Genomic DNA, 15,076 nt, shown 5'->3' with positions numbered 1-15,076 from the left:
TCAGGACGGCCGGGTCGCCGACCAGAGGCGGTCGGCGAGCGTCTCGCCCGCCGCGCGCGTCACCGCGTCGCGGTAGGCCGGCCACGAGTAGACGCCCGTCGCCTCGTGCTCGACCGTCACCGTCCCGGACGCCAGATAGGGCTCGCGCGCGCTCAGGTTCGCCGCGCTCTCGCGGCGTATCGCGGCCGCGACCGTGCCGTTCCCCGTCTTCGCGTAGCCGAACGCGACTGTCACGCGCCCGGACGGCGTCACCGGGTCGTACCGGAGGTCGGCCTCGGTCGTTTCGACGGCGAGGACGGGGCGGTCGTGGTCGGCTTCGAGCGTCGCGACGCGCTCGACGGTGACGCCGTGTCCTCGGAGGCCGGCCGCGACGCCCGCCGCCACCCGGTCGGCGTACGGTCCGTCCGCGTGGAGGTACACCGTCCCGTTCAGCCCGCTCGTCGCGTTCCCGACCGACGACGTCCCCACGGCGGCCGACGCGGACTGCTGTGCGCTCCCCGCGTGGAACGACGCGTAGCCGAAGGCGACCCCGGCGAGGACGACGGCGCACGCGAGCGCGACGGCGACCCCGAGCGCGAGGCGGCGCTGGTGCTCGTTCACACTCCCGCGTCGGCGGCCGAGGAGAAGAACGTGGTGCCCGCGCGCCGCCACCGCCGCGCGCGCCCCGAGCGATGCCTCCCGGGATGGTAACGCTTTCCCCGCCGCGTCACGCGTGCTACGAGTATGGTACTGCCGTCCGGGTTCACGGTGCCGCCGCTCCTCTACCTCCTCGGCCTGCTCGCGGCGACGCTCCTCGTCGGCGGCGCGCTCGTCCGCGAGCGGCCCGCCGTGACCTCCCGGACGGTGCTCGCGTTCGCGCCGTGGATGGCGCTCGGCTCCACGCTCTACGTCTGCTATCAGCTCGGCGTCGTCCCCGCGATCGTCGCGCCGCTCGTCTCCGCGCCCGCCGTCTACCTCACGACGTTCGCCTGCATGGGCGCGGTCTGGCTCGCCGCGCGACGAACGGCCGCACCCCGGCGCGTCCTCGCGGGCGTCGGCCTCCTCGGCATCTCCCTCCCCGTCGCCGTCGCCGTGCGCTACGGGACGACGCACGGGACGCTCACGCCCGCGTGGCCGCTCGCCGGCCTCCTCGTCGCCCTCCTCCTCACGGGCGTCTGCTGGGCGGGCCTGCGACGCCTGCGCGTCGAGGACGCCCGCGTCGTCGAGGGCGCGGGCGCGCTCGCCGTCCTCGGGCACGCCCTCGACGGCGTCACGACCGCCGTCGGCGTCGACCTTCTGGGGTTCGGCGAGCAGACGCCGCTCTCCCGGCTCGTCATGGAGTTCGCGGGCACGCTCCCCACCGCCTCGGTGCTGGGCGTCGGCTGGCTCTTCGTCCTCGTGAAACTCGCCGTCGCCGTCGGCGTCGTCCTCCTGCTCGCCGACTACGTGCGCGATGCGCCCGCTCAGGGCTACCTCCTCCTCGCGTTCGTCGCCGCCGTCGGCCTCGGTCCCGGCGCGCACAACCTCCTCCTCTTCACCGTCGCGTCCGCGTGAGGGCGGGCGTTTCAAGTCGCCGTGGTGTCTCCGCACGCCCATGAAGGCGTTCTGCGCGTTCCCGAGCGGGCTGTTCGTCGTCGAGGACGGTGAAGTGCGAGAGCGCCTCGGCGACGTCACGCCGACCTGCGTCGCGGTCAGCGGCGACACCGTCTGCTGTGGCACGAGCGACGCCGGCATCCGGCGCTCCGTCGACGGCGGCGAGTCCTTCCACCGGGTCGCCGACTTCGAGCGCGCGCACGTCACCGCGCTCGCCGTCGGCCCCGACGGGACGTGGTGGGCGGGCACGGAGCCGAGCGCGCTCTACCGCTCCGACGACGGCGGCCGCGCGTGGCGCGAGACGGCGCCGCTCACCAACCTCGACTCGAGCGACGAGTGGAGCTTCCCGCCGCGCCCCGACACCCACCACGTCCGCTGGGTCCGGCCCCGGCCCGACGACGGGGACGCGCTCGCCGTCGCCATCGAGGCGGGCGCGCTCGTCCGCACCACCGACGGCGGCGACACGTGGCGCGAGCGCGTCCCCGGCGGCCCCCTCGACGCGCACACCATCGCCACGCACCCCGGGACCCCGGACCGCCTCTACGCCGCCGCCGGCGACGGCTACCACGAGTCGCCGGACTGGGGGGAGACGTGGGAGACACCGGAGTCCGGCCTCGAGCACACCTACTGCTGGAGCGTCGCCGCGACCGAGCGCGACCCGGACACCCGCGTGCTCTCCGCCGCCTCGGGGCCGCGCGCCGCGCACTCGGAGGGCGGCGCCGCCGTCTATCGACGCGAAGCCGGCACCGACTGGACGCGCGTCCCGGCCATCAGCGGCGACGACCTGCTCGCGCCCGTCCTCGCGGCCGGCGCAGGCCGCACCGTCTACGCGCTCTCCAACCACGGCCTCCATCGCTCGACCGACGGCGGGCGGACGTGGCGCCGCGTCGCCCTCGGCTACGCCCCCGAGGAGCGCGCGACCGGCCTCGCGCTCGCGCCCTGACGCGATACCCGGACGCTTTTCTCGCTCTCACGCGAGGTGTCGGTATGGCCAAACAGCCCCACCTGCTCGTCGAAGAGGGTGACGTGAACGACATCGCGCTCGTCCCCGGCGACCCCGGCCGCGTCGAGCGCATCGCCGGCCACTGCGAGGACGTCGAGGAAGTGGCCTCGAACCGCGAGTACACCGTCGTCAACGCCACCTACGAGGGCGTCCCTCTCACCATCTGCTCGACCGGCATCGGCGGCCCGAGCGCCGCCATCGCGCTCGAGGAGCTCGCGAACGTCGGCGTCGAGACCTTCATCCGCGTCGGCACCACGGGCGCGCTCCAGTCCGACATCGAGATCGGCGACATGATCGTCGCCACCGGCGCCGCCAAGGAGGAGGGCACCTCGAAGCGCTACGAACCCGAGCTCATCCCCGCCGTCCCCGACTACGACGTGCTCTCCGGGCTCGTCGACGCCGCCGAAGCCCGCGACGAGGACGTCCACGTCGGCCCCATCGTCAGCGACGACGCCTTCTACAACGAGAACGACGACTACGTCGCGGCGTGGAACGAGGCCGGCCTGCTCGCCGTCGAGATGGAGGCCGCGACCCTCTTCGCGCTCGCGCGCCGGAAGGGCCTGCGCGCCGGCGCCATCTGCACCGCCGACGGCAACCTCGTCGAGGGCACCCAGAAGGGCGCCGACAGCGACGAGGAGCTCCCCGAGAAGGCGAAGAACAACGTCGAACGCGCAATCGGCATCACGCTCGACGCGGTCGTCGCGCTCGCCTGACGCGAGCGCGACGGCATCCGCGCGTACGGCGGTGCCGCTCGTTCTTCCGCGGTTCCTCGCACTGCTCGGAACCGCGATGCTCGCGGCGGTGCCGCTCGCTCGTTCGGCGACGCCGTCGCCTGCATGACGAAAGAGCAAAACCCCCCGCGTCCTTCGGGACGGAACATGCTCGACGGCGCGCGACGACGGCTGCGGCGGCTTCGCAGACGAGCGCGCGCGCTCGAACGCCGCCGCTCGCGGGACGCGCGCCACTGGCTCGCGGAGACGAGCAACCTCACGCACGTCTCCGTCCTCCTCTTCGTCCCGCTGCTCATCGGCTTCGTCACCCTGCTCTCGAACGAACTGCAGGTCCTCTCCTTCCTCCTCTTCCCGCCGCTCGCCTCCGGGACGTACACGCTCTTCGCGGACCCCGAGGGGCGCTACGCGAACCCGTGGACGTTCGTCGGCGGGATGAGCCTCGGCGCCTTCTGCGGGTGGGTGGCCATCGAGCTCACCGCGCTCCTCACCGGCCCGTCCGCGAGCGCCGGCGTCGCGACCCCGGGCGGCCTCTGGGAGGTGCACGCGTGGGCGGCCGCGCTCGCCATCTTCCTCGCCGGCGCGCTCACGTGGGTGCTCGACCTCGAACTCCCCTCCGCGTTCTCCACCGCGCTCCTCGTCCTCCTCACCGACCCCGGGCGCTTCGTCAGCGTTGCGGGCATCACCGTCTCCACGAGCGTCGTCTACGTCGCCACCGTCGCGCTCTCCGCGAGCGTCGTCGCCGGCGTCTTCGCCGTCTGGCGCCACGAGTTCTACGAGCGGCGCGCGCGCTACCTCTACTCGACGACGCAGGCCGACGACCACGTCCTCGTGCCGATGCGCGGCGAGACCGGCGACGCCACCGCGATGTTCGGCGCGCGCGTCGCCGCCGCCCACGACGCCGGAAAGGTCGTCCTCCTCGACGTCGTGGACGACGACGCCATCGCCGCCGCCGAACGCCGCCTCCTCGAGGAAGGCGAGACGGCGGCCGTCGAGGACGCCGATAGCGTGGCCGAAACCGCCGAGGACGTTCGGGAGCGCGCCGAACGGAGCGCCGCCGACGAGGCCGCCGCCGAGTTGGAGCGTTGCGCCGCCCGCATCGAGACCCGCGTCGGCGTCCCCTGCGAGGTCGTCGTCGCCGTCGAGTCCGACATCACCGTCACCTCCCTCCTCGACGCCGCGCGCGACACGAACTGCGACCTCGTCGTGACGCCGCTCGAGCGCGACCCGGACGGCACGCCGACGCGCTTCCTCCGCGACCTCTTCCGGAGCGACATCGACGCCATCGCCTTCGACTCGAAGACCGAGCGCACCGACTGGAAGCGCGTCATGGTGCCCGTTCGGGCCGCCGGCCAACTCGCCCACGCGATGGTGGACTACGGCCAGCGCCTCGCCGGGAAGGTCGGTACCGTCAGCGTCTGCACCTGCATCGGCGACGAGCGCTCCCGCCGCACCGCCGAGTCGATGCTCGCGAACCTCACGGAGACGAGCGACGCGCGCTGTGAGACGCGCGTCTCGCGGGCCTCCCTCGACGAGTTCATCGAGCGCAACGAATCGCACTACGACCTCGTCGTCTTCGGCGCGCACGACTACGGCTCGCGCTTCGCCGTCTCGCAGGCCTTCGAGTGGGCCGACGAGACCGAGACGGACGCCGCCGTCGTCCACACGCGCTGACGCCGCGTCGGCCACGCCCGCGAGCGCGCGTCCCGGTTCGTCCGCTCGGACGCCTCGTCCGACCCGACTCGGTCCGCTCCGTGCTACTCGCCCTCCGAGACCTGTTTCGCCGTCTCCTCGGCGTTCTCGTCGCCGAGCGCGGACTGGACGAGGAGGCGCCCGCCGATGACCGCAGGGCTGATGACGGTGTTCGCGCCCGCCGCGCGGAGCTTCTCCTCGTTCTCGCGCTCGCTCGCCGCCGCGACGATGCGGATGTTCGGCTGGAGCTGGCGCGCCGTCAGAATCGCGAGCGCGTCCTGCCCGTCGTCGTTCGTCGCCGCGACCACCGCGTCCGCGCGGTCGATTCCCGCGTGCTCGAGCGAGGACGCGTCCGAGGGGTCCTCCGTGAGGACGTTCAGGCCGCGCTCGCGGAGCGATTCGGCGACCGCCGGCTCCTTCACGAGCACGACGAACGGCCGGCTCGCCGCGAGTTCTTCGAGGATCGATTCGGTGAGCTCGCCGTAGCCGGCGACGATCACGTGGTGTTCGAGGGATTCGAGTTGTGACTGGGTCATGCGTCCGAGTGCGGAGGCGAAGCGGGCTTCGATGGCGGGACCGAGCAGGGCGCTGAGCGCGAGACCGAACCCGGCGACGCCGAGGACGAGGACGGTGAGCGAGAAGAGCGTCGCCGCCGGCGTTTTGGGGGTTATATCGCCGTAGCCGACCGTGCTCGCGGTGACGAGCGTGTAGTAGAAGGCGTCAAGCAGGGAGTTCACGCCCGGGAACCCCTCGCGGAGCGCGTACGTCCCGACCGTGCCGTACGCGAGGACGCCCGAGAGGATCAGCGCCGCAGTGAGCTGACTCGTCGAGAGGGAGAGCTCCCGGTCGAAGCGCGAGCGCGTGAGCGCGACGACGGGGAGGGAGACGACGGAGAGCGCGACGAGCGGCACCGAGTAGATCGAGGACTGCACGAGGCCCTGAAGCGCCGTCACGGGCAGGAGGACGACCGTCGACCACCACGCCGCGCGGAGGCCCCGACGCATCCCGAGCGCGGACGCCACCATCAGGAAGCCCGTGAGCGTGCCCGTGAACCCCGCTATCTGCTGGACCGCGTCCGGGACCAACGGCCCGAACTGGGGGTTGAGGATGTTCACGACGCCGGTGACGACGGAGAGCACCGCGACGAGCGTCGTCAACAGCACCGCAGCGCGCGTCGAGAGCACCCGCCGGCTCGTGAAGGCCATACCCGGTGAGGCGGCGCCCGCGACTATAAACCGCACGGGAACGACGACGGCGCCCCGCGACGCAGCGCGAGGCGCGTCACCGTCACCACACTACCGCGACATCACCGCGACCGCTGGCCGCAGACGTGCCTCGCGACGTAGCGCGAGGCACGTCTGCGGCGATACCGATTTACCACGTCCACCCCACACCCGAGGTATGCCGCTCGGTCTCGCGCTCGACTCGTTCCCGATGCAGGTGCTGCTCGGGCTCTACCTCGGCGTCCTCACGGGCATCGTCCCGGCCCTCGTCTGCTTCGCGTTCGGGTTCAGCTTCAAGTACGTCACCGGACTCACCATCCCCGGCCTCGGTGTCGTCGTCCTCGGCGTCGCCATCGCCGGCATCAACGGCGGGCTGATGGCGTTCAACGACCCGACGATACTCAAGTCCTCGAACAGCGTCGCCGTCGTCACCGGCCTCGTCGTCGTGTTGATGCTCTGCTTCTACGCGCACGCGCAGGGCGACAAACTCGGCGTGAGCCTCCCGAAGCACTTCTCCTTCAAGCGCCTCCGCGAGCGCACGCTCTCGAAGGACGTCGTCGACTTCGTCGGCGGCATCGGGCAGGTGCGCGTCCCCGTCGTCGGCGGCGTCGCGGACATGGAGGGCTACCCGCCGCTCCCCGCCGACCTCCGCGAGGAGATCGCCGGCGTCGACTGGACGTTCCCCGCCGACCTCCCGCTCGATGAACTCGAACGCCGCTTCGAGGACCGCCTGCGCTCCGAGTTCGACGTCGCGGACGCCGACGTCCAGATCGACGCGCAGGCGCGCGCCACCGTCATCGTCGCGCCGCCGCTCTCCGGCGTCTCCAAGCGCGTCCCGCAGGGCAAGCGCGCCGTCTCCCTGACCGCTGTCATTCCGACGGGCGTCGCGCGCGGCGACGACGTCACGCTCACCACGAGCGCCGGCAGTTGTACCGGCACCGTCGTCGCCGCCAAATCCGGCGCGAAGAAGGAGGAGAAAAAGGAGGCGGGCGACACGCCGCCGGTCGCGACTGACGGCGGCGCGACGGAGGCCCCCGCCGCGAAGTCCACGGCACCCGTGACCACGGGCGGCGAGGGTCGCATCACCGTCGCGACCGACCGCGCGTCGGCGGAGACCCTGCTCGACGCCGCGGAGGGCGCCGTCGTCGTCACCGCGCGCGGAACGCGCCGCGAGTTCGAGTTGCTCTCACTCCTCCGGCGCACGGGCAACCGGATGCGCCGGCTCACCGTCCGTGCCGACGGCCCGCTCGACGCCACCACCATCGGCGAGGCGAACGTCCGCGACGTGTACGGCGTCGCCGTCCTCGCGGTCCGCCACGACGGCTCGTGGACGGTCGCGCCGCGCGGCGACACCGCCATCGCCGGCGGTGACGACTGCTTCGTCGTCGGGCCGCGCGAGAAACTGAGCGCGTTCGCGGAGGCGGTGGCGTGACGATGCCCGCGACCCTCGCCGTCGTCGCCCTCCCGCTGCAAGCCGACGCCGTCGACTACGTCGAAATCCTGATGCGCGGCGCGCTCCGCATCGCCGGTCTCGGCGTCTTCAGTTTCCTCGTCGCCGCCGTCGTCGGCGCGGTCTACCGGTGGTACTTCCGGCAGGCCGCGCACGTCGCGCTCGGCGCCTTCGCCGGCGTGTCCGCCGTCGCGCTCTACCTGAACACGAAGACGGCGCTCGCGTCCGTCGTCGCGAACCAGTCCACCATCTTCGACCCCGGGACCGTCGTCTTCAACGTCGCCGTGTTCTCCGTCGCCGCCGCCTTCGGAACTCCCGGCGCGAAGGCGGGCGAGCGCCTCGCCGTCGAGGCGTTCGCGTTCGTCGGCGCGCGCGAACTCGACGGCGACGTGAGCCAACTCGTGAAGGCCGTCGGGCGCGTCGTCGCCGTCGAGATTCCGAAGGACATCGAGGACGTCGAAGGCTACGACCCCGTCCCCGAGGAGACGAAGGCGGAGATGCGCAACAAGACGCTGCTCTTCCCGCGCAAGCTCACCGTCGCCGACCTCGAAGCGCGCGTCGCCGCGCGCCTCCGCGACGACTACGACGTCGGCTACGTCGACGTCGACATCGACGAGAACGGCGCCGTCGAGTACATCGGCGTCGGCACTCGCCTCGCCGGTATCGGCCCGACGCTCGGGCCCGGGATGGGCGCGACCGCCGTGAAAGCCGACCCGCCGAACAACGCCAGCCCCGGCGACGTCGTGCAGGTCTGGAAGACCGACCCCGAGCGCGAGCGCGTCGCCACCGCCGAACTCCGTGGCGTCGCCGACGACGTCGTGACGCTCGCGCTCGACGCGGACGACGCCGAGCGGATCGCCGGCGGCGACTATCGGCTCCTCACGCTCCCGAGCGACCAGAACGCCGAACGCCAGTTCGCGTCCGTCCTCCGGGGCGCCGACGAGACGATGGTCACCGTCACCGTCGACGAGGGGAGTCCGCTCGCCGGCGCCACCGTCGGCGACGTCGAAGCCACCGTCGCCGCCGTCCGCCCCGCAGCCGGTTCGATCGAGCCGATCCCTTCCCGCACTCGCGTCCTCGGCGTCGGCGACGTCCTCTACCTCGTCGCGCGGCCGGACGTCGTCCGCGACATCGAGGTGCGCGCGAGCGAGCGCGCCGCCGAGCGCGAGGGCGAATCCGACGGTGGCTCGCCCCCGACGACACCCTGATACGGCGCGCACTCGGACACCCGAGTATGGACTGGAAGCTCTTCGCGGACCTCGCGGAGGTCGCGGGCGACGACGAGCCATCGGTGCGCGTCGGCGACGACGCCACCGTTCGGGACGCTCTCGACGCGCTCATCGACGCGCATCCCGCGCTCGCCGAGCGCGTCCTCGACGACGACGGCACCCCCCACGAGCACGTCAACCTCCTTCGGAACGGCCAGCGCGCCGAGTTAGACGAGCGCGTCGACGCCGGCGACGAACTCGCGCTCTTCCCGCCCGTCAGCGGCGGCTGAGCGTCACGTCCGCGCGCTCAGGTCGCACGTCAGCACGAAGTCGGGCTCGTCGCCGACGTCGACGCGCGCCGTCGCGACGTCGCTCACCGCCCGCGCGGTCTCCGGGATGAGCACGCGCGCCTCCTCGGCGTCCTGCGCGGCGGCGTCGCGTGCGACGGCGGCGAGGACGTCCCGGCACGCCGCGCCGTCGCGCCACGCGGCGACCGCGTACTCGGCGCGTTCGCCGTCCGCGAGGCCGTCGGTCCGCGCGCGGAGCGCGACCCCGCGCGTCCCAACCCCCGCCTCGTGGCAGACGAGGAGCCTGTCCTCGCGCGCCGCCTCGTGGAGGCGCTCACGCGTGAGTTCGGCGAGCGCCCACGGCTCGTCGTCGTCGAGTGCGAGACCCGCAAGCCGGTCACGCGCCGCCGAGCGCGACCAGAACGCCCACGCGGCGTCCGGGTCGTCGCGGACGTCGCCGACCGGCGTCGCGCCCGCGTCGGGCTCGGGGTGTATCCAGCGGAACTCGCAGGTCGGCTCGAAGCCGACCGCCCGCGTCCCGCCGAGGCCCTGCACGTTCCACGAGAAGACCATGCAGCGCGCGACCGCCGCGCCGCGCTCGGCCGCCCAGTCGAGTGCGGCTTCCAACAGCGCGCTCCCGGTGCCGCTCCCGCGCGCGTCCGGCGCGACGCGGAGGCCCTGCACCCACGCCTCGTGCTCGCTCAACAGGACGCCCTGCACGACGCCGACCGCCTCGTCCGCCTCGTCGGCGGCGACGAGCGTCCGGCGGTCGGCGCCGTCCGACTCGACCCACCCCTCGAAGACGTCCGCGGCGTAGTCGCCGTGCGCCCACGTCTCCTCGGTGAACGCGGCGACGGCGGCCGCGTCCGAGCGGCGCGCGCGGCGGATGTCCATTCAGGCCTCGGGCACGGAGCGCTCCGAGAGCTCGCCCGCGAGCGGCGTCCGCATCGCCTCCTCGGGGGAGTCGGTGTTCGCGAGCGCCCACATCAGCTTCGCCTTCGCGGTGCCGGGGAGGAGGTCCTCGCCCTCGACGACGCCCGCCTCGAGGAGGTCCCGACCCGTGTCGTAGACGCGGTCGCAGACCCGGCCGCCGAGACACTGCGAGGTCATCACGACCGTCGTGCCGTCGTCGACGAGGTCGCCGAGGACGTCCACGAGGTCGGAGTGGACGTGCCCGAGGCCGGTGCCCGCGACGACGACGCCCGCCGCCCCCTCGAGCACCTCGAAGAACGCGGGGTCCATCCCCGGCGTGAACGTCACGAGCTCGACGTCCGGTTCCAGCGCGGGCGCGATGTCGAGGTCGGTCTCGTTGCGCGCCGCGAGGTCGGCGGCGTCGTCGAACTCGACGCGCTCGCTCTCGTAGTCGACGTGCCCGATCGGCGACCCGCCGACGGTCTCGAAGGCGTCGCGACGGGACGTGTGGCCCTTCCGGACGCGCGTCCCCCGGTGGAGCGCACAGCGGTCGTCGGACTGCGTCGCGTGCATGCAGACCATCACCTCCGCGACGTCGCTCTTTGCGGCCTCGACCGCGCAGACGGCGTTCATCACGTTGTCCGAGGACGGCCGGTCCGCCGAGCGCTGGCTCCCGGTGAAGACGACGGGAACCGGCGTGTCGAGCATGAACGAGAGCACGGAGGCGGAGTACTGCATCGTGTCCGTCCCGTGCATCACGACGACGCCGTCCGCGCCGTTCTCGATCTCCTCGTGGACGGCGGCGGCGAGCTCGCGCCAGATGGAGGGGTCCATGTTCTCCGAGAGGATGTTCGCGACGACGCGCCCCCGGTAGTTCGCGCGCCCGGCGAGGTCCGGGACGGCCCTGAGAACGTCCTCGGCGTCGAACTGCGCGGTGACGGCGCCCGTCCGGTAGTCGACCGTCGAGGCGATGGTCCCGCCGGTGGAGATGAGCGCGATGGTCGGGAGGTCGTCGTCGAACTCGACCTCGGAGCCCGCGCCGGCCTCCTCGCCCGCGTTCGAGTCGACGGCGTAGACGTCGGACTCCAGCACCTCGGTGCTCGCGCCCTCGCGTTCGATGCCGACGTTGTATCCGCTGTCGAGCTTCACGACGAGGTGCTCCGACGTCGAGGACGGCAGGAGGACGCCCTCGTTCACCAGTCCGTCGCGCTCCACGCGGACACGGTCCCCTGTGTTCATGTCTCGGAGAAGCGCGGCACCGACCTTGAAAGCATCCGTTCGGCACGCCACGGGACAAGAGTGATGGGGCGAGCGCGCCCCTAGACGGGTATGCCCTCCGACGGCCGCCGCGTGTCCGGCGAAACCGAGCGCGAAGACTGGGACGCGCTCCTCGACGACGACGCCACCGCGAGCGACGCTCCGGCCGCCGACCGCGACGACGCGAACTCCCGCTCGACCGGCCGCCTCGCCGGCGTCCGAAGACGCGTCGGTCGGCTCTTCTCGGTGCGTTACTTCCTCCTCGCGGCCGTCGCCGCGCTCGCCGGCCTCCTCGTCGGCGGCCTCGTCCCGCTCGTCGGCGGGGTCACGCGCTTCGTCGGCCTCGCCGCCGCGACGTTCCTCCTCGGTGCGGGGTTCGGCCGCCGCGCCTACCTCGAAGTCGCGCTCGCGTCCGGCCTCGCGACGGTCGCTGCGCTCCTCGTCGGCGTGCTCTCCGCCGGGTTCTTCCCGCTCGCCGCCGACTTCCTCGCGCGCCACGGCGTCGCGTTCGCGCTCGGCGCGGGCGCCCTTGGCGTCGCCGTCGGCGCTCTGGGGTACTACTTCGGGCGCGACCTGCGCGCCGGGTTCACGCGGAGCCTGTGAGCGACCACGAGCCGCCCTCGCGCTCGAGCACGTCGCGCTCCGCGAGCGCGGCGAGCGCGCCCTCCACGACGTCCTCCGGCGCGTCGACGCGCTGGGCGATGGCCGCCGGGTCGCCCGCGCCGCCCGCGACGGCCGCGACCACCTCCGCGTAGAGGCCCTCGCGACCGTCCGCCGCGAGCTCCTCGGCGAGGTCCTCGCGTGCGTCGGCGAGTCGGCCCTGTACCCACCGCTGGGCGAGCGAAAGCTCGCGCTCCAAGGCTTCGAGCTCCGCGAGCTCGTCCGCGAGCGCGTTCACGTCGCCGTCGCCGCCGTCGAGGTCCACGCCGTCGATGGAGAGGTAATGACAGCGCGTCAGGTCGAGGTCGGGGCTCGCCGGGTACGCGGACTTCGCGCCGAAGCCGTGCCGGGAGACGGTGACTTCGAGGCGGAGGTTGCGCGCGATGTGGAAGTACTTCCGTCGCTTCTCGTCGGTTCGGCTCTCGACGAGACCCGCCTCCTCGAGTTTGCGGAGGTGGTCGATGACCGCCTTCGGGGAGACCCCGAGGTACTCACTGATCTCGGTGACGTAACAGGGTTTACGCGCGAGCAACCGCAGGATGCGTCGTCGGTTCTCGTTCCCGAGAATGTCGAGGAGTGCCCCGGAATCCATGCCACTACGCGGTAGTTGTCGTCGCGCGCTCAAAAGGGTAGCGCAGTCCCCGTCGCCCGCGCAGGGTGCCGAAACCCCTCGCTGACACCTCACGCGACGGTTCCGACCGTATTCGCCGCGTGGGTCCCCGTCGGCGGCCCGCCGCCGTTCGAGCTCGGTCCACCGTTCGCTTCGCCACCGGACTGCCCGCCGCCCCGTGACGCGTCGTCGCCACTCCCGGAGCCGTTGCCGGGCGACCCGGCGCCCGACGCGGGCGCACCCGCACCCGCGTCGCCGCTTCGACCGGGCGCGTCGCCGCTCGCGTTCTCACTCCGGCCGGGCGCGTCGATACCGTCGCCACCCGCACCGCCCGACGCGTTCCGACCGGGCGCATCCGCGAGCCCGGGCGGTACGCTCCAGCCGACGTCGCTACCGGCGCTCCGGTTCGCGGGCGGACCCGCCCACGGCGGGGCGTTCTCGCCCGCGTCGCGCACTGCGGCGGCGGTCGACCGCTGGAGGGCGGCCAGCCCGCTCGGCGTGGCGTTCGCCGACTCGGCCACCGCCGCGGTGTCGTTTACGGACGCGGCGAGCGCGGCGATGCGGCTGTTCACCGCCGCGAGTCGGGCCTGTCGCGCGACGGCGGAGCCGGCCGTCTCGTTCGCGAGCGCCGCGCGCCGCTCGCGGAGCGATTCGAGGCGCTCACGGAGCGTGTCGACGCGCTCATCGAGGCGCGGCGCGCTCGCGTCGCTCCCGTCGCCGGCGCGCCAGACGCCCTGCTCGACGGCGCCCTCGGCGCTCGCCGACGCCGACGCCATGAAGCTCGAGAGCGACGCCCCGAACCGCGCCGTCTCGTTCGCGCCCGTGGCGTTCGCGCTCGTCGTGTTCGTGTCCGTGGCGTTCACGCCCCCGTCAGTCGTCTGCTCGGCCCGCGCGTCCGTGCCCGCAGGGTCGGCGACGCCCGCCGCCGCCGGCGCCGTGCACACGAGGAGGACGAGCAGACAGGCCACCGCGCGTCTCATCGCCCGATACTATCGCACTCACGCGTAAAAACCCGAAGGACCGTTCGAGCCGTTCACGCCCGTTCGAACGCTTCGCCCGCCACTCTCGCGCCATCCGGGGGCGAAACGGGCGGTGCGCTTATCACTCTCCGTGTGTATTGTTACCATGTATGTTCGAGGTGTTCTCGTCCGGCTACTACCTCGGGCGGCTCTACGTCGAACCGTCCGACGGCGACACCGCCGCGCTCCAGCGGCGCCAACACGAGCGCGTCAACGCGCAACTCTACGCCGACGACGGCGTCGCGCGCACCGACTACCCGCTCGTCATGAAGGTCGGCACCCGTCACTATCGCGTCGAGGGCGACGCCGACGTCCCCGCCGACACCCTCGTCGTCCCGCGCGAGACGCTCGAGGAGGCGGGTATCGACAACCCGCCCGCCCTCTCGGAGGTCCTGCTCGCGCGCTCCGGCCACGCCCGCCGGCTCTACGAGACCGGCGCCGTCTGAGCGCCGCGCTGGACGCCACGGGTTTCGCCACGCCCGACCCCACGGAGACCACAACCCCTAAGCGGTGTGCGGGCCGGGTTCCGGGCATGCTGGACCGACTCCTCGGCCGCGCGAGCCTGAAGGCGCGCATCGCCGACCTGGAGGACGAGACCGAGAGCCTCCGGAAGCAACTCGAGGCGGAGAGCGAGCGCCGCCGCGACGCCGTCGCCGCACGCAACGAGGCCGAGGAGGTTGTCAACCGCCTCGAGGACCGCATCGAGGAGCTCGAGGACCGCGTCGAGCGCGCCGAGAGCGGGACGGAGACGGTCCTCGACTACCGGCGCGAGCGCACGCTCCGCGGCGACGGCCTCGAGCGCGTCCTCCGGCGCCTCGAGACGCTCGAGGCCGGTGCGGAGGGCGCACTCACCGCGATGGTGCCCGACGAGCACGCGATTCCCGACGCCGTCACCGAGACGCTCGGGGACCGCACGCCGCTCGTCGAGCGCGCCGCGCCCTGCCTCGTCTACGCCGACGACGCCGGCGTCGTCGCCTGCACGCTCGACCCGCCCGTCGCCCCCGACGCCTTCCGGGACTGGTCCGACGGCTTCCGCGTCGAGCGCGACTGGTTCGACCCGACCGGCCGCTACGCGCTCGCGCTCGTCCGCGCCGACCTGTTCGCCGCCGGCGTCTACGACGCCACGGGGGAGTCCGTCGAGCGCGTCGCCTACCGCGGCTTCGAGAGCGACGTGAAGGGCGCGCACTCGAAGGGGGGGTTCTCCCAGTCGCGCTTCGAGCGCCGCCGCGAGAGCCAGATCGATGAGCACCTCGACGCCGCCCGCGACGCGCTCGCCGAACTCGAGGCCGAGCACGGCTACGACGCGCTCTACGTCACCGGCCAGACGACGCTCCTCGGCGAGTTCGACGCCGACGCGACCGCCCCGTCCGACGCCTCCGGCTCGCCCCGCGACGCGCTCACGAGCGCCGCCGACGACTTCTGGTCCGTGCCGTTCCACGCGCTCTGAGCGGGCGC

The 15,076-nt window shown here is 73.1% G+C and carries 16 protein-coding genes; 10 read left to right on the top strand and 6 right to left on the bottom strand.

The annotated features are described in order from the left end of the window. Nucleotides 1–600 carry a hypothetical protein gene (locus tag IEY12_RS04205; RefSeq protein WP_188879407.1) on the bottom strand — a complete coding sequence of 200 codons (600 nt, stop codon included), beginning with the start codon at nucleotides 598–600 and terminating at the stop codon, nucleotides 1–3. 123 nt (nucleotides 601–723) lie between these two features. Between IEY12_RS04205 and IEY12_RS04200 the strand changes: the two genes are divergently transcribed. The 4 genes from IEY12_RS04200 to IEY12_RS04185 all read left to right on the top strand — a co-directional run bounded on the left by IEY12_RS04200 (nucleotide 724) and on the right by IEY12_RS04185 (nucleotide 4,977). Continuing rightward, complete coding sequence (locus tag IEY12_RS04200) at nucleotides 724–1,533, top strand: DUF63 family protein (protein WP_188879405.1); 810 nt, start codon at nucleotides 724–726, stop codon at nucleotides 1,531–1,533. A gap of 40 nt (nucleotides 1,534–1,573) precedes the next feature. Then, entirely contained in the window at nucleotides 1,574–2,515 is a 942-nt protein-coding gene (locus IEY12_RS04195; protein WP_188879403.1) for a WD40/YVTN/BNR-like repeat-containing protein, read from the top strand. Between the two features lie 44 nt (nucleotides 2,516–2,559). Continuing rightward, the gene (locus IEY12_RS04190) at nucleotides 2,560–3,288 is read left to right on the top strand and encodes a guanosine phosphorylase (RefSeq protein ID WP_188879401.1); all 729 of its coding nucleotides are present in this window, start codon (nucleotides 2,560–2,562) and stop codon (nucleotides 3,286–3,288) included. Between the two features lie 165 nt (nucleotides 3,289–3,453). Next, on the top strand, nucleotides 3,454–4,977 hold the full coding sequence (locus tag IEY12_RS04185) for an HPP family protein (protein ID WP_188879399.1): 1,524 nt from the start codon (nucleotides 3,454–3,456) through the stop codon (nucleotides 4,975–4,977). 83 nt (nucleotides 4,978–5,060) lie between these two features. Here IEY12_RS04185 and IEY12_RS04180 read toward each other — a convergent pair whose 3' ends face one another. Beyond that, nucleotides 5,061–6,200, bottom strand: a complete 1,140-nt coding sequence (locus IEY12_RS04180; RefSeq protein WP_188879397.1) for an NAD-binding protein — start codon at nucleotides 6,198–6,200, stop codon at nucleotides 5,061–5,063. Nucleotides 6,201–6,396: 196 nt separating this feature from the next. On the opposite strand from IEY12_RS04180, the gene IEY12_RS04175 reads away from it, so the two are divergent. Genes IEY12_RS04175 through IEY12_RS04165 form a run of 3 tightly spaced genes read left to right on the top strand, consistent with a single transcriptional unit; the run spans nucleotide 6,397 to nucleotide 9,166 of the window. Continuing rightward, entirely contained in the window at nucleotides 6,397–7,650 is a 1,254-nt protein-coding gene (locus IEY12_RS04175) for a potassium channel family protein (protein WP_188879395.1), read from the top strand. Nucleotides 7,651–7,652: 2 nt separating this feature from the next. Continuing rightward, on the top strand, nucleotides 7,653–8,876 hold the full coding sequence (locus tag IEY12_RS04170; protein WP_229870920.1) for a TrkA C-terminal domain-containing protein: 1,224 nt from the start codon (nucleotides 7,653–7,655) through the stop codon (nucleotides 8,874–8,876). A 26-nt stretch (nucleotides 8,877–8,902) separates the two neighbouring features. Beyond that, nucleotides 8,903–9,166, top strand: a complete 264-nt coding sequence (locus IEY12_RS04165) for a ubiquitin-like small modifier protein 1 (protein ID WP_188879393.1) — start codon at nucleotides 8,903–8,905, stop codon at nucleotides 9,164–9,166. Nucleotides 9,167–9,169: 3 nt separating this feature from the next. Here IEY12_RS04165 and IEY12_RS04160 read toward each other — a convergent pair whose 3' ends face one another. Together IEY12_RS04160 and gatD are read right to left on the bottom strand one after the other, a co-directional pair. Then, a complete protein-coding gene (locus tag IEY12_RS04160; protein ID WP_188879388.1) occupies nucleotides 9,170–10,057 on the bottom strand; it encodes a GNAT family N-acetyltransferase in 888 nt (295 codons plus the stop codon). Next, nucleotides 10,058–11,314, bottom strand: coding sequence for a Glu-tRNA(Gln) amidotransferase subunit GatD (gene gatD, locus IEY12_RS04155; RefSeq protein WP_188879385.1), 1,257 nt, complete (start codon nucleotides 11,312–11,314; stop codon nucleotides 10,058–10,060). Nucleotides 11,315–11,404: 90 nt separating this feature from the next. Here gatD and IEY12_RS04150 point away from each other — a divergent pair, with 90 nt between their 5' ends. Next, nucleotides 11,405–11,935: a hypothetical protein gene (locus IEY12_RS04150; RefSeq protein WP_188879383.1), complete on the top strand. Its 531-nt coding sequence runs from the start codon at nucleotides 11,405–11,407 to the stop codon at nucleotides 11,933–11,935. Here the strand turns inward: IEY12_RS04150 and IEY12_RS04145 are convergent. Continuing rightward, nucleotides 11,919–12,584, bottom strand: a complete 666-nt coding sequence (locus IEY12_RS04145) for an ArsR/SmtB family transcription factor (protein WP_188879379.1) — start codon at nucleotides 12,582–12,584, stop codon at nucleotides 11,919–11,921. The genes IEY12_RS04150 and IEY12_RS04145 overlap by 17 nt on opposite strands. A gap of 89 nt (nucleotides 12,585–12,673) precedes the next feature. Next, nucleotides 12,674–13,582 carry a hypothetical protein gene (locus IEY12_RS04140; protein ID WP_188879375.1) on the bottom strand — a complete coding sequence of 303 codons (909 nt, stop codon included), beginning with the start codon at nucleotides 13,580–13,582 and terminating at the stop codon, nucleotides 12,674–12,676. Between the two features lie 149 nt (nucleotides 13,583–13,731). Here IEY12_RS04140 and IEY12_RS04135 point away from each other — a divergent pair, with 149 nt between their 5' ends. After that, on the top strand, nucleotides 13,732–14,067 hold the full coding sequence (locus IEY12_RS04135) for a DUF5802 family protein (RefSeq protein WP_123075324.1): 336 nt from the start codon (nucleotides 13,732–13,734) through the stop codon (nucleotides 14,065–14,067). 86 nt (nucleotides 14,068–14,153) lie between these two features. Then, complete coding sequence (locus tag IEY12_RS04130; protein ID WP_188879371.1) at nucleotides 14,154–15,068, top strand: Vms1/Ankzf1 family peptidyl-tRNA hydrolase; 915 nt, start codon at nucleotides 14,154–14,156, stop codon at nucleotides 15,066–15,068. The last annotated feature ends 8 nt before the right edge of the window (nucleotides 15,069–15,076 follow it).

The sequence above is a fragment of the Halarchaeum grantii genome (genome assembly GCF_014647455.2).
In the GTDB taxonomy this organism is placed as follows: Archaea; Halobacteriota; Halobacteria; order Halobacteriales; family Halobacteriaceae; genus Halarchaeum; species Halarchaeum grantii.
Note: the sequence above shows the minus strand (reverse complement) of the source record. Positions and strands in the feature narration are given on the sequence as shown.

What these genes read in the sequence shown, in the direction of transcription:
- IEY12_RS04200 (WP_188879405.1), top strand. Translation starts at nt 724, where the DNA reads ATGGTACTGCCGTCCGGGTTCACGGTGCCGCCGCTCCTCTACCTCCTC.
- IEY12_RS04195 (WP_188879403.1), top strand. Translation starts at nt 1,574, where the DNA reads ATGAAGGCGTTCTGCGCGTTCCCGAGCGGGCTGTTCGTCGTCGAGGAC.
- IEY12_RS04190 (WP_188879401.1), top strand. Translation starts at nt 2,560, where the DNA reads ATGGCCAAACAGCCCCACCTGCTCGTCGAAGAGGGTGACGTGAACGAC.
- IEY12_RS04185 (WP_188879399.1), top strand. Translation starts at nt 3,454, where the DNA reads ATGCTCGACGGCGCGCGACGACGGCTGCGGCGGCTTCGCAGACGAGCG.
- IEY12_RS04180 (WP_188879397.1), bottom strand. Translation starts at nt 6,200, where the DNA reads ATGGCCTTCACGAGCCGGCGGGTGCTCTCGACGCGCGCTGCGGTGCTG.
- IEY12_RS04175 (WP_188879395.1), top strand. Translation starts at nt 6,397, where the DNA reads ATGCCGCTCGGTCTCGCGCTCGACTCGTTCCCGATGCAGGTGCTGCTC.
- IEY12_RS04170 (WP_229870920.1), top strand. Translation starts at nt 7,653, where the DNA reads ATGCCCGCGACCCTCGCCGTCGTCGCCCTCCCGCTGCAAGCCGACGCC.
- IEY12_RS04165 (WP_188879393.1), top strand. Translation starts at nt 8,903, where the DNA reads ATGGACTGGAAGCTCTTCGCGGACCTCGCGGAGGTCGCGGGCGACGAC.
- IEY12_RS04160 (WP_188879388.1), bottom strand. Translation starts at nt 10,057, where the DNA reads ATGGACATCCGCCGCGCGCGCCGCTCGGACGCGGCCGCCGTCGCCGCG.
- gatD (WP_188879385.1), bottom strand. Translation starts at nt 11,314, where the DNA reads ATGAACACAGGGGACCGTGTCCGCGTGGAGCGCGACGGACTGGTGAAC.
- IEY12_RS04150 (WP_188879383.1), top strand. Translation starts at nt 11,405, where the DNA reads ATGCCCTCCGACGGCCGCCGCGTGTCCGGCGAAACCGAGCGCGAAGAC.
- IEY12_RS04145 (WP_188879379.1), bottom strand. Translation starts at nt 12,584, where the DNA reads ATGGATTCCGGGGCACTCCTCGACATTCTCGGGAACGAGAACCGACGA.
- IEY12_RS04140 (WP_188879375.1), bottom strand. Translation starts at nt 13,582, where the DNA reads ATGAGACGCGCGGTGGCCTGTCTGCTCGTCCTCCTCGTGTGCACGGCG.
- IEY12_RS04135 (WP_123075324.1), top strand. Translation starts at nt 13,732, where the DNA reads ATGTTCGAGGTGTTCTCGTCCGGCTACTACCTCGGGCGGCTCTACGTC.
- IEY12_RS04130 (WP_188879371.1), top strand. Translation starts at nt 14,154, where the DNA reads ATGCTGGACCGACTCCTCGGCCGCGCGAGCCTGAAGGCGCGCATCGCC.